Genomic DNA, 13,927 nt, shown 5'->3' with positions numbered 1-13,927 from the left:
TGATCCGGCGTTCCTTGCCGTTTTTTATCGAAGGGCGGGAGTGAACGTTGCGCGGCTCGAGGTTTCCGTCGGTGTTGCGGTGGGTAAGCGGTTGATCGGCACGGCATTCGGATCGACCGCCCCCGGCACGCCGGGAGGCGGCGGTAGTTGCAACGGCTGTGAATTGCGCTGTAACACGCTGTGATATTGTTGCAGCGCTGCGTACGTGTTTTGAAACTCGATACGGCCGGTCAGTGCTCGATATCGGACATCTCCGGCGACCAGTCGATAACGTTCCAGGCAGGTACCCAAATCGGCCGCAGTGGGGTGCCCCGACTGTGAGAAGACGTCGGCGGGCAAGGCCAAATACGTTTGCCATTCCGGCGGTAGCAAACGGTACATCGCCGTGGCCGAGGCGGCCAGCTCGCGTCGCAACGTCTCCGCAGCGGCGAAGGATTCATTGCCTTGAGAGGGCGCCATCATAGTTGGAGCGGCTTCCTCTTTTCCGGTACCGCAGTACTGCGCGACCGCGGCCAATAGTTTTCGCGTGTCTTCCGGCAAACTGGTTACCTGGGAGGGATCGGGGGTGCCGTAATACGCCATGTTTGCGGCATTGTCGATGCGAATCACCGATCCGTCGATGGCCACCCCCGCAAACAGTCCACGGCTGCGACAGTACGAAAACACTTCGGAACGCAGGGAGATATCTGTTCCGGCGGAGGCTTTGCGACCGACCGGACCGGCCGCTACGGCGGCATCACCCCCCAAGGTCAGCGTGCCGTCCAAGAGGTTCTCCACGCTTTTCTTCGTCCGGAACACCAGAATGACATCGGTCGAGGTAACGCCGATTTGCCAACCGACGTTGCCGCCGGTCAACGTGATGAACCTAGGGACCGACCAGTTGCCGTTGTCGTCCCGGACCACGAGCACCCCCCGTCCGAACCGAGCACCGACGACGAACGATCCCTTGATGACCCCCGGCACGATGGCCACTCCCTTGGCATCGGCCAACAGACTGCGCGGAATCCCGGAAAGAGGGATCGCCATCACTTCGTCGAGAACTTGGACCGCATCACGGAGCGTCTGGGCTTCGCGTGTCTGCGCGGAAGCCTGCGAGCACAAGAGCATTATTGCTACCGTAGCAAGGGCAACGAATCGCCCAACACGTAAACGGCGGAACATCCGTGAGCCTCCATGCATTCGGGGGAAAAGCCGATATCACACCGTCACCCATCGTACCGCCGCTTCGGCCTTCGGGGCAACGCCGATTCGTCACGGGCAGAGTCTTGGCCGCCGGATTTCGAGCATGCGCTTGAAGTATGTGTTCGGCCCTCAGGGGGATCCCGGCGAAGAATCCATACCGATGTCGGTTTTCCGTCGAGTGGAAGGTTGTACGTTCGGGCGTACCGTTTACCGCTTGGGGCCGACATCGTTTGCCAGAAGTCGTTTCCGTGGATGCTTTGGTCGACCTCGACAATTCGCTCGCCGAGTCTTTCGAACAGAGTGTAGCCATATGGCGAGGCCAGACCCTCAAACGTGATCGGTACGGCCCCCACGCCGCCGCGAACGGTCACAGTAACTTCCGGATCGGTCACCACGATGCGAATCGGATACGTCTCAGCGACCTGTCCCCCGACGACCGAGACATGCAAATTGTTTCCGATTGCCTCGCGGTATGTCGTCTTCCACGAATTGGGATTTGCCGCTAAGTGCCGACGAAACGTTTCGTTGGGGCCGTAATAATCGTCGGCGTTGCGCGGCAGGGTGATCCACTCCAGCGACGCCTCGACGACGTCGCCGGGCGAAAACTCGCCGACTTCGGCGGGCGGCACGAGCAGTAAATCGAGATCGCAACGGCCGTCCTTTTGCACGCGGTTTACGGGAAAGGAAATGGTGGGACGGTCGTACGTCTTGCCGCCGAAAACGGCATGATACGAACGAACGACCAAAGCTCGATATCCGGTTCCCCAGCTTCGGCCGTTCGTATATTCGGCGCCGGGAAAGGCTACCCACCAGGGACCGTCGCCTGCCAAGGTGACGTGGTCGCGAAAGACATCGCCCGGTTTGAGTCCCGACGGTACATCGGCTTCCTCGATCAATCCCGCGGCATTGCCGTACGCGATGTGCGGTGTAACCAAGGCGTGCGTTCGTCCCATCTTGAACAACCACGCCGCTCGCGATGCGGTTGCCTTTTGGAAACGGTATTGCAGCGTGTGGAACGTACGAGCATAGTCGTCCGTCCGCAATGTCGAGACACGTGCCCTCACTTCGGCGATCCGTTGCGGTCCGTAGTATCCGTGGTATCGAACGTCCGTCAGGCAAGGACCATGCGAGATGTACGCGGCTTTCATCTCGGAAAAAGCAATTTTCCGGTCTGCTTCATCGAAAACACCCAGCCAATCCCCGCCCCAGCCCGCATCGGTCCACGACCACATCTTTCCGTTTTTCCCGTTACGGGTCATGAGCATGCGCACGTCGGTAATTGCAACATCGACGGCGCTCATGTCGGTGTCCAGGCACATCGTTTCGCCCCAGCAGCCGATCGCCATTTGGTCCCAACGGCCGTGCTTTCCCCAACCGACCAACGAGAGTTGCGCGTGACTAGCCGAAGGAAGTTCGCCGTAAAACCCGTAGACCACGCGAAGTAAGTAATCGGCTCGCCCCGGCGGCGAAGGCAGCATCGTGTAGGCACGGAGGTAGCTGCCCAGGGACGACTCGTGCCAGTTTTTGCTCAATTGAACGGGCACCCCCAGCGGCACGCCGCGCACATCGCAAAGAATCGGACACAATCCGGTGATGTTGGCCGGATTGCGTAGATAAAACAGAAAGGGTACGAAGACCGTTTCGTCGCCGGGGTTTTCGGCAGAAATCACAAACTCATCATAGTTGCGGATGTCGGTATAGCCGGTTTTCCAATCTCGTTCGAGTCCGCTGATCGTGACTCGACGCGCCTGGATCCGCGGGTCGAAATCGACCGGCCAGGAACGCTCCGAGGAACGAACGCGCAAGGTGACGTTCAATTCGTCGGGCGAGGGAATGACGGGACAGGCCAGCGAGAGCGACAAAACCTCTTTTGCGTCGGGGGGATTCGTAATTCTTCGTTCGGCCGCCCAGTTTCCGTCTTTCGATTCCAGCTCGGCGCGCATCACCGCGTCGGACCAATCGAGATTCGTTGCGGTGTTTTCCGAGGATGCGCTCGGCTTTACGGCGAGATTGAAGACGAGCCGGTCCGGCCAAGCGACGACTTCCAAAACCGCGTCACAGGGGAGGGCGTTTCGGGAAGCATCTTCAAACTGCAGCCCGAGCAGGTCATATCGTTGGACGTAACGTCCCGATTCCCACAGTCGGACATCTTCCAGGCGGTTCATGTCGTGCCTGCGCGCGGCACGGCACGCAACGGCGCGGTAAGTTGTCTCACCGAGCGCGATTTCAAGGTTCAAGGTGGCGACAGGAAGGTTCGTAAGACGTGACGCGCCCGCGTTTAACGCCTGCACGTAGTCGAGATTGTCGGCAAGACAGCCGAATCGAATGTGTCTCAGATCGCCGACATTGAGTTGCAGCCCGAAGTATCCCGTTTCAATGCATAAGACGTCCGGATGAGGATCTTCGGGCGGTTTTCGCCAGCCATGCAACCAGTAGCCGAACGAATAAGTCCGCGTCGGCAAAGGGGCTGACTCGTGGGATTCGACGGAGCTCCTTCCGATGCCGGCGACGACCGCCAGCAAAAGCGTCGCAATCCGGAGAAGGCCCGAAAAACGTTGAGACGAGCGGGAGGACGATCCGTGCATGAGTTTTTTCCGAATGGGAAACGGTTGGGGGAGGACGGCATCTCGCCGCGGAAAACACAATTTCCGTTAGTATAGCACGCCCCCGTAAACCATCATTGTGAAAACCCGACGTTCGCCCCGGCCTGTGATACCGCCGGTAGTCGTTGAAGACGGCTGCAAGGCCTGACGAGAGTCAGGAAACGGTACCTGGCTTGGTGTGCCTGATGGGCGACAATCTGGCGGTGATCCGGTACTTGCTGTTCGAGCGCAGTTTGGCGCGGCGATTGACTTGCGCGGCCCGAAACCGGTGCCGGACTTTGTTCGACGCCAAACGGTCCCCAAACCCGCTTGTGCAAAGGGGGAAAGAGCGCCTGAGGTCAGAATCGCATGCACCGGCGTGTGCAAGATGGCAAGGCGGGCAAAATGGCTAAAGCCAAGAAACGAAAAAGCCCGGGAGAATCCGGGCTTTTCATGGGCGGCAATGAAACACGCGCCGCCAATGTCGGGGCGACAGGATTCGAACCTGCGACCTTCTGAACCCCATTCAGACGCGCTAGCCAGACTGCGCTACGCCCCGAACGCGATTAAAGAATACCACGTTCCCCCATGCGGGTCAACGGGGCCCGGGATTCACGGCCGATCGACGAAAGTTCTCATTTCTCTATGCGGAAACGACGCCGGCGGGGGGCGAAAGCGGCCTCCGAACAGACCGATTGACGGGGCGGAGTCAGCGCAGGCTGGAGGCTGCCCGTGCAAAGAATCGTCGGGGCGTCTTGCCGGAACGCATCGGGCCGCCACCGGGGGCCCCGAAGTGAAACGACCACACGCCGACTGAAACGTGTCATCCGTGACCGCCGACGGCACGGAGGTAGGTGCTTTAAGGGGATTCTTCAGGGCCGGGTAGCGGTCGGGGTTATTGGAAGCTGTTTTTCAATTCGCATCTGAAATATACTGAGTGTCGACAATCGGCAAAAATGCCGAAGAAGCCGTGCGCCGGGCTCTGCGCGCGGAATGTAAGGGATGACCGGTCATGGTCGCCGACCGAGAATCGCACGGGGATTTGCCTTTCCAGCGCGCAATTTGGGGCTGTGCGACGGCGGTGAAGCATGCTGCGTTGCGCTGCCCTTCTCGGTTCCCACGAGGCGCCGAGTGGGGCAGAAACACCGGTGCGGACGGTGTAGGCGCCCGGTTGTCGGCTGCGAAAAAAGTTGCCGGCGTTTTGGTTTGCGTCGCGCCGGTGGAGGCGGGCAAGCAACGTGCACGGGAATCACGACTGCTTGCCGCACAGGAAGTTTGAGGGTTTTTTCGATGAAAGGGGAGTTATTCATGCAGAAGGATGGGATTCGGTGGTGGCTTGCGGTGTGTGTGATCATGATGGTGGCCGCTGATGCCTCGGCACAAGAGAGCAAAGGCGGTTTTCCGTTCATCTTGCCCAAAGAAAAGCCCAATCGGCCATTGAGTGCCGCCCTCGAGCGGAACTACTCGGCCTATCCCGCGGCACGCCCGGAAGACAACGAACTGTATACGCAGTTCAAATACACCGAGCTGAAAGGTTTCGATTACCACGGGCACGACGGCACGATCAGCCGCCGCGATCCCTCGAAAGTCATTTTCGTCAACGGCAAGTATTACGTGTGGTACACACACCGCCAAACCGCGACGCCGCCGCAAGGCCCGGCCAAGTGCACCGATACGATCCCCTCGACGGATTGGGACTTGGCCGAAATCTGGTATGCCACTTCGGAAGACGGTTTCACATGGGAGGAACAAGGGGTGGCGGTCCCGCGTCCGCCGAAACCGAATCCCGGTTGGCGTTCGGTGACGACGACGGACATCCTTGTTTGGAAGGGCAAGTACTACCTTTATTTCCAGGCCTTCATGGAAGCCAGCGGCACACGCGGCGATGATTGCCCGGTTTCGGTGGCGTACGCCGATTCGCCCGACGGACCGTGGACACTGACCCACAAGATCGTCATTCCGAACGGTGCGCCGGGGGAATGGGACCAATATTCGATCCACGATCCTTATCCGCTGGTGTATAAGGGCAAGATTTACTTGTACTACAAGTCTGATTTCGACGGGGATCCGCAACTCGTTCGGATGCACGGACTGGCGATTGCCGACGATCCGCTCGGGCCGTTCCACAAGCATCCGTTGAATCCGATCATGAGTTCGGGGCACGAAACGACCTTGTTCCCGTTCCGAGAGGGGATCGCCGCGTTCGCGATTCGCGATGGTAACGAGCACTTCACCATTCAATACGCGCCGGACGGTGTCAATTTCCAGATCGCCGCGATCACCGAACTGATGCCGACGGCCGCCGGTCCTTTTGTGCCCGATGCCTTTACGAATACGTCGTACGGGCGCGGAATCACCTGGGGGCTTTGTCACAACACGCAGGCGGGCGAACGCGGTAAGCGCCATTCGGTGTTGATGCGGTTCGACTGCGATCTGAGTCTGGATGTTCACGATCCGGGCATGAAACGGCATTCGTATTACTATCCGCCCGAGTTCTACTATCAACATGGTCTGAGTAAAGAACAACGCGAACGTGCCTTGGAGGCCGCTCGCAAATTGCGCGAGCAGTCGAAGTAGGTGGCGGCGTAAGGTACGGCGAGCTGCTTTGTCTTGCTTGCATGGCCGAAGCAGTTCGTGTGGCCATGGAGTATGCGCGGTATGCATTGTGTCGGTCGTCTTGGCATTGCGGCGGTTGCGGTTTGGGGGCTTGTCGGAGCTGTGGGTTATTCGGCACCGCCCAATGTGCTGTTTATCGCCGTCGATGATCTCAACACGTGTGTGGAAGGGATGCACGGAGAAACGACGGTTCCGACGCCGAACATTGCCCGACTTGCCCAGCGGGGGGTGTTGTTCAACAACGCGCATTGTGCCGCGCCTGCTTGTAATCCGTCACGAACGAGCGTCTTGACCGGATTGGCACCCACGACCAGCGGCGTCTACTACAACTGGCAAGACTGGCGCGAGAACCGACGACTTGCGTCCCATCCAACCTTACCGGAGCGGTTTCGGCAAGCCGGATACCGAACGCTCGGAGGCGGCAAGATTTACCATGCGGCGACATTGAGCCGCGAGGGCTATACGGGCTACCTCGATCCTCGTCCTTGGGACGCGTATTTTCCGTCCAAAGAACGCCAAATGCCGCAGGAAGTGTTGCCGCCTCGCATTCCGATGAACTCCGACAAAGCTTTCTACGGCGGACGTTTCGACTGGGCACCGCTGCCGATCGAGCCGGACGAGATGGCCGACGCGAAAGTCGTTCGGTGGGCGGTGGAGCAGCTCGCAAAGCGACATGACAGGCCGCTCTTTCTGGCCGTAGGTATCTACCGCCCGCACATTCCGTGGTACACGCCCCAACAGTATTTTCGGCGACATCCCCTCGAGGAAATCGAGTTGCCCGAAACGATTCCCGACGATTTGGGAGACGTTCCTGAAGCAGGCCGAAAAATGGCCCGGCGTGACTGGCATCGTTGGATCGTAGACCATGGGAAGTGGAAGGAGGCCGTTCAAGGCTACTATGCATCGGTCAGCTTCGCCGACGAAATGGTCGGTCGCTTGATCGACGCGCTCGATGCAAGTCCGATTGGAGACAACACCATCGTCGTGTTGTGGGCGGATCACGGCTACCATTTGGGACAGAAGGAGCACTGGGAAAAGTTCGCTTTGTGGGAGCAGACGACACGAGTGCCGTTGATCATCGTGGCTCCCGGCGTAAGCGTCGAAAGCGGCGTGTGCAACGCGCCTGTCAGCTTGTTGGATATTTACCCCACGCTCGTCGAACTGTGCGGCCTATCTCCGGTAGCGGGTTTGGACGGTGAAAGCCTCGTTCCTTGGTTGCGGGATCCTGACCGACCATCACAACGCGCAATTGTGACCACTCAAGGGCGCGGCAATCATGCCGTGCGCACGGCGCGGTGGCGGTACATTCGATACGCGGACGGGTCCGAGGAGTTGTACGATCAAATCGCCGATCCGAAGGATTTTCATAATCTCGCAGAACAACCGGACTTGGCCCAAGTGAAACGCGAACTGGGAACTTGGCTTCCTAAGTGGGAAGCCGAACCGGATCCGGCGGTTCGTTCGAGGACACGAAAGTCGACGGTGGATACCGGTGAAACGCAGTCGGCTGCGCGTTGAACGTATACTAGGTGCTGCAATCGGGGACGGGGCGAACAGCGTGGTTGATATGATGTCTTGCTTTTCCGGGTTACCGGTCCGGCGACGAGTTCTCTGGTCGGCTGCGGTCGTTCTCTTGTTCTTGTTCACTTCCGATTATGCGGCGAGTTCCGAGTGGAAGTTGTGGTATCGCCGACCGGCCGTTGATTGGAATGAAGGTTTGCCGGTGGGAAACGGCCGACTGTTGGGAGTTGTTTACGGCGGTGTCGCCAAGGAAACGATTCAACTAAACGAAGACACCCTTTGGACGGGGCAACCGATTCCGAGAGACAAGCCGGACGGAGCCCGCTTTTTGCCGATCGCTCGCGAGTTGGCGTTCCAGGGCAAATATTACGAGGCCGAGCGATTGATCGAAGACAAGATGCTCGGACTGCGGCTTGAGTTCGGAATGCATACCTACCAAACACTCGGCAATCTCACGCTACGATTCGAGTATGCCGCGAACGAGGAACCGAACGATTACCGGCGCGAATTGGACCTCGACACGGCGATCACCACCGTTGAATACCGCCTCGGGAAGGTGAAGTACCGACGTGAGTGCTTCTCTAGTGCGGTGGATCAGATCCTCGTCCTGCGGACGATCGGCGATCGCCCCGGAAGTGTAAACTGCACGTTGGACTTCACGAGACCGAAGGCCGATGTTCGGCCGCAGCCGGACGGAACGCTGGTGGTTTCGGGGGTGGCGACGGGCAAAACCGTTGCGGGGTGGCGCGGTGTGCATTACTGCACAATGCTGCGCGTGTTACCCGAAAACGGGCGAGTAACAATTCAGGACGGCCGCCTCCGGGTGGAAGCTTGCGACGCGTTCACGATCTTGCTGGCCGCGGCGACCGACTATTACGGTGACGATCCGAGGCTGGTTTGCGAAAGTCGCATTCGAGCTGCCGCAAAGAAGTCGTATCGGCAACTCCGAGAATCGCATATAGTCGACCATCAGCGATTCTTTCGTCGCGTGAAACTGCGTTTTTCAGACGCCGACGACGAAGGAGAAAGCGATGCGCGCGACGCGTTGCCGACGGACGAACGACTGGCGGCATTTCGTGCAGGAACGGCGGATCCGCAGTTGATTGCCCTGTTTTTCCACCTTGGTCGTTACATCTTGATTACGGCATCGAGGCCCGGTTCGATGCCGATCAACTTGTGGGGCAAATGGGTCCAACATCTCGATCCGCCGTACAACGCCGACTACCACATCAACATCAACATTCAGATGAACTATTGGCCTGCTGAGATCGCGAATCTCAGCGAATGCCACGAACCGTTCTTCGATCTGCTGGACCGGCTGCGTCCTCGTGGGCGGATCACCGCTCGCGAAACGTACGGCTGCCGAGGATTCACTGCACATCACGCGACCGATGCGTGGTATTTCACCGCGGCAGTCGGAAATCCACCGTACGCTGTATGGCCGATGGCGCCGGCGTGGATGTGTACGCACCTTTGGAACCACTATCGGTATACCCTTGATCGCGAGTTTTTGGAGGATCGAGCCTATCCGATCATGCGGGAAGCGGCCGAATTTTTCGTAGACTATCTCGTGGAGGATCCGCGCACGGGATATCTCGTCACCGGCCCGTCGACATCACCGGAAAACCGGTTCATCAGCCCGCGTGGGCATGTAGTGTCGGTTTCGATGGGTCCGACGATGGACATTGAGTTGGTCGGCAGTCTTTTCGATGCGTGCATTTCTGCATCTCAAATCCTGGGGAAAGACGCCGAGTTTCGCGATCGACTTGCCGCGATGAAGCGGCGTCTGCCGCCGTTGAAAATCAACTCTGACGGGCGATTGGCCGAGTGGTCCGAGCCGTTTCAAGAACAGAACCCGGGGCATCGCCACATTTCCCATTTGTGGGGGCTTTGTCCCGGCGACTTGATCGATTGTGAGAAAACCCCGGCGCTATTCGAGGCGGCTCGAAAAGCGTTGGACGTACGTGTGGCAAACGGTGCGGCGGCCTCGCCCGAGTACCGCGGTATTACCGCTTGGGTGATCGCGAGCTATGTCCGCCTACTCGACGGGGATCGGGCATATGCACTCCTGCGCGAGATGTTGGCCGAGAGCACCTGGGACAATTTGTTCGTTGTCGGCGTGCGAGGGCGGGAACGGCAGGTATTCGAAACGGACGCCAACCTGGGAGCGTGTGCGGCAATCGCTGAAATGTTGGTCCAAAGCCACTCCGGCGAAATCCGGTTGTTGCCGGCCCTGCCGACCGCGCTATCGAACGGATACGCAAGTGGTTTGTGCGCTCAAGGCGGTTTCGAGATCGATTTGCAGTGGACCGAGGGGCGACTCCGAAACGTGGTTGTGCGATCGAAGAAGGGATCGCCTTGCACGCTGGTGTACCGCGGACACCGACTCGCGTTTGCAACCGCTCCGGGAGGCGTCTATCGCTGGGACGGACAGGCCTCGGAACCCACTCCGTCGACTCGCTGAGCGAGGTGTGGGGATCGATCAAATGTTGAACTGGAGAATGTAAGAGATGTGGAGAAGCTGGGTGATAACGACGTTGATCGCCACGACGATATTGTGCGTGGCGTCGCCTGCGGTCGAGGGTAAGGCCGGGGGACAGGATTCTCGCCCCAACATCCTGTGGATCATGATCGAAGATTGGGGTACAGAGCTTTCGTGTTACGGCGCCAAAGGGGTCTCCACGCCCAATATCGACAAGTTGGCCTCGCAAGGGATTCGTTACAACTGGGCGTTTACCACGGCACCGGTTTGTTCGACGTCGCGGTCGGCCATGATGACCGGCTTCCATCAGAATTTCATCGGAGCGAACCAGCATCGGGAGCACAACAAGCAACCATTGCTTGACGGAATCAAGCCGATTCCTCTCTTGATGCAAGAGGCCGGATATTTCACGGCGTTGATGAGCTGGAAGGTAGATGTCAATTTTCTGCCCGACCGCAAGGAAGAGCTGTTCATGGGTACCGATTGGTCGCAGCGCGAACCGGGACAACCGTTTTTTGCGCGCATCACGTTTTCGGGGACGCACCGCCAATTCGAGCGTGATCCGGTTCGGCCGATCGACATCGAGGACGTCGAGTTGCCGCCTTACTACGCCGATACGCCTTTGTGCCGTCGCGATTGGGCCAACGGCCTGGAGCAAATGCAAGTAGTCGACCGCGAGGTTGGCGAGTTGCTGAAACGTTTGGATGAAGAAGGACTTGCGGACAACACGCTGGTATTCTTTTGTGCCGACAACGGGCGGTGCCACATTCGCGGAAAGCAATTCTTGTACGACGGTGGAATTCGCGTGCCGTTGATCGTGCGGTGGCCGGGTAAAATCGCTCCCGGTCAGGTTTCGAACACCCTGGTCATGGCGATCGATATTTGCGCCACGATTCTGGATGTCGCCGGCGTCGAGCCGCCCGTTCCTTTGCACGGCAAAAGTCTTTTCGGTGACGAGATTAAGCACCGAAAATACATCTTTGCAGCGCGCGACAAGATGGATGAAACCCACGATGCGATGCGGGCGATTCGGTCGAAAGACTTCAAGTTGATTCTCAATCTCATGCCCGAGCGACCGTACTTGCAGTTCAATCGGTACAAAGAAGGTGCCTATCCGATGCTCGCCGAAATGAGCGTACTCTACCTGGAGAATAAACTCACACCGGAACAGGCCGCATTCTTCGCTCCGCATAAGCCGCCTGTGGAATTGTACGACCTGCGGACGGACCCGTACGAAGTACACAACGTAGCGGACGACCCGCGGTATGCCGACATCAAAGCGGAGTTGATGGCGGAACTCGAAAACTGGCGTAAGAACGTCATTCACGACAAAGGCGTTTCCGACGAGTTTCGGGCAGAAGGCGTTTTTCCGGAAACATGTCCCACCGACACGGTCGACGATTGGACGGCCGAACACGAAAGCGAATACGATTTCAACCGATACGGATGGCCAGCTTGGTATCCGACACGCACACTCGCGGAATGGAAAAAGGCACGCGATTTGTGGATGCCGTACGTGTTCCGGAAACCGGGAGAGGATGTTCCCTCGCCGCAACCGCTGATTATTCACAGCAAAAAGAAACGCCGGAAAACGACGGCCGAACCGTGAATGTGACGAGGTCGGTTTTGGGGACACGACCAGAAAAACGGTCCTTAGCACCCCGTTGTTAGGTTCGTGGCGAAGTGAGGTACATGCCATGCGCGGTGAGCTGTCGAATCGGCGCTCGTATCGAGCGGTGATCATTTTGCTTGTCTGTTCGACGGCCGGATTTGTCGGAACGGCCAAAGGGGCGCCGAGATCGACACGCCCCAACGTGTTGGTTGTCGTGTCCGACGATCAGGGGTACGGCGATTTGGGGGCGCACGGCAATCCCTGGATCGACACGCCGAATCTCGATGCGCTGCACGACGTTTCCGTTCGTTTGACGAACTTCCATGTGGACCCGACGTGCGCGCCGACACGTTCGGCGTTGATGACGGGGAAATACTCGCATCACGTGGGCGTGTGGCACACGATCCAAGGTGGGAATCATCTTCGTCGTGGCGAAGTCACGATGGCCGAGGTGTTCCGGCACAACGGGTATCAAACCGCAATGTTTGGAAAGTGGCACTTGGGGGCCAATTACCCGTACCGGCCGATGGATCGCGGCTTCGACGAATGGCTTGGCTGCGGTGACGGAGGCGTCGGTACCAGTGACGACTTTTTCTGGAACGACCGTGTCAATGATCACTATTGGCACAATGGAGAGCGTGAATACCGGCCGGGCTTCAACCCGGACGTATTCTTCGACGCGACGATGGAATATATCCGTAACCGCGATCGGAACCGCCCCTTTTTTGTGTATTTGGCGACCTATGTGCCGCACGGCCCCTGTACGTTCCCAAGTCCCGATTTTCACAAAAAATACCTCGACCGCGGGTTGTCGCCGCAAGTGGCTGGTTTCTATGCCAGCATCGAGCGATTCGATTGGAACATGGGACGCTTGCGCCGGTTTTTGGAACAGCAACGACTGGATCGCGATACGCTGCTGATCTTTCTGTCCGACAACGGAACGGCGATGGGGCGCGACGTATTCAATGCGGGCATGACCGGCGCCAAAGGCGGAGTGGTCGACGGAGGGCATCGGGTACCTTGCTTCGTCTATTGGCCTGCGGGCGATCTAGGGGTGCCGCGGGATATCGACACATTGACGGCGCACATCGATTGGTTGCCGACATTGGTCGAACTGTGCCACTTGAAGCTTCCGCGTTCGATCGACTTCGACGGAAAGAGTTTGGCCCCGCTATTTCGGAATGAACAGCGAGAATGGCCGGATCGAGTTATCGTCGTCGAACGGCAGCGCCGATACGAGAGAACTTCCGAGGCCAGCGCCGTGATGACGCAACGCTGGCGATTGGTGGGTTTGAAGAAGCTCTACGACATGCAGAATGATCCCGCTCAACAAAACGACGTGGCAGCGGAACATCCCGACGTCGTGGCTCGCCTGAAGGCAGCGTTCTCGCGCTATTGGGATCGCGTCACACCGCAAGACCGTGATCCGCCTTTGCCGATTGTGGGAACCGAAGCTGACGATGAAATCTACTTGGGGCTCTCGGAGTTACGGGAGGGGGGATACTCCCACGGCAACATCGCCCGCGGAACCCCCGCAGCGGGTGTTTGGCATCTCGAAGTGGCGAGTGCGGGAAGCTATACGTTCGAGGTTCGGCGTTGGGCCAAAGAGTGCGAGGCCCCACTCGCCGGCGTGCCCGAGGTGAAGAAACAGGTCGATGCCTGGACGGCTCACGGGCCTGTGACCGGTTTGCTGTACGATGCCGAGTTTAAGCCCTTACCGATTGCGAAGGTCGCTTTACGGGTCGACAGTCGGCAATGGGTTCAACAGATCGATGACGAGGCGACGTGTGCCGTGTTTCAGGTCGAACTGGAAAGCGGTGTTGTCGAGGTCGACGCCGATTTATTGGATGCCGACGGACAAATCTTGACAAACGCGTACTACGTGTACGTGCGCCGCAATCACGAGCGCAATTCTCAATAGTAAGAACCGAA

Annotated in this window: 8 protein-coding genes and 1 tRNA gene; 6 read left to right on the top strand and 3 right to left on the bottom strand. The window is 58.5% G+C overall.

Annotated elements, in window-relative coordinates; genetic code table 11:
* Positions 1 to 24: 24 nt before the first annotated feature.
* Together ACYQ2I_RS10445 and ACYQ2I_RS10440 are read right to left on the bottom strand one after the other, a co-directional pair.
* Complete coding sequence (locus tag ACYQ2I_RS10445; protein ID WP_460166955.1) at positions 25 to 1,161, bottom strand: lipid-binding SYLF domain-containing protein; 1,137 nt, start codon at positions 1,159 to 1,161, stop codon at positions 25 to 27.
* A 44-nt stretch (positions 1,162 to 1,205) separates the two neighbouring features.
* On the bottom strand, positions 1,206 to 3,644 hold the full coding sequence (locus ACYQ2I_RS10440; RefSeq protein WP_460166954.1) for a hypothetical protein: 2,439 nt from the start codon (positions 3,642 to 3,644) through the stop codon (positions 1,206 to 1,208).
* A gap of 489 nt (positions 3,645 to 4,133) precedes the next feature.
* Here ACYQ2I_RS10440 and ACYQ2I_RS10435 point away from each other — a divergent pair, with 489 nt between their 5' ends.
* A complete protein-coding gene (locus ACYQ2I_RS10435; protein ID WP_460166953.1) occupies positions 4,134 to 4,283 on the top strand; it encodes a hypothetical protein in 150 nt (49 codons plus the stop codon).
* On the opposite strand, the gene ACYQ2I_RS10430 is transcribed toward ACYQ2I_RS10435, so the two are convergent.
* A tRNA-Pro gene (locus ACYQ2I_RS10430) sits at positions 4,249 to 4,323 on the bottom strand. The two genes, ACYQ2I_RS10435 and ACYQ2I_RS10430, sit on opposite strands and share 35 nt — an antisense overlap.
* A gap of 749 nt (positions 4,324 to 5,072) precedes the next feature.
* On the opposite strand from ACYQ2I_RS10430, the gene ACYQ2I_RS10425 reads away from it, so the two are divergent.
* The 5 genes from ACYQ2I_RS10425 (at position 5,073) to ACYQ2I_RS10405 (ending at position 13,916) form a co-directional block, all read left to right on the top strand.
* Entirely contained in the window at positions 5,073 to 6,341 is a 1,269-nt protein-coding gene (locus ACYQ2I_RS10425) for a glycoside hydrolase family 117 protein (protein WP_460166952.1), read from the top strand.
* Positions 6,342 to 6,422: 81 nt separating this feature from the next.
* A complete protein-coding gene (locus tag ACYQ2I_RS10420) occupies positions 6,423 to 7,898 on the top strand; it encodes a sulfatase (protein ID WP_460166951.1) in 1,476 nt (491 codons plus the stop codon).
* A 49-nt stretch (positions 7,899 to 7,947) separates the two neighbouring features.
* Positions 7,948 to 10,365 carry a glycoside hydrolase family 95 protein gene (locus ACYQ2I_RS10415; RefSeq protein ID WP_460166950.1) on the top strand — a complete coding sequence of 806 codons (2,418 nt, stop codon included), beginning with the start codon at positions 7,948 to 7,950 and terminating at the stop codon, positions 10,363 to 10,365.
* Positions 10,366 to 10,426: 61 nt separating this feature from the next.
* On the top strand, positions 10,427 to 11,992 hold the full coding sequence (locus tag ACYQ2I_RS10410; RefSeq protein ID WP_460166949.1) for a sulfatase family protein: 1,566 nt from the start codon (positions 10,427 to 10,429) through the stop codon (positions 11,990 to 11,992).
* An 88-nt stretch (positions 11,993 to 12,080) separates the two neighbouring features.
* Entirely contained in the window at positions 12,081 to 13,916 is a 1,836-nt protein-coding gene (locus ACYQ2I_RS10405; protein ID WP_460166948.1) for an arylsulfatase, read from the top strand.
* Positions 13,917 to 13,927 lie beyond the last annotated feature (11 nt).

It is taken from the genome of Thermostilla marina (genome assembly GCF_054657455.1).
Note: the sequence above shows the minus strand (reverse complement) of the source record. Positions and strands in the feature narration are given on the sequence as shown.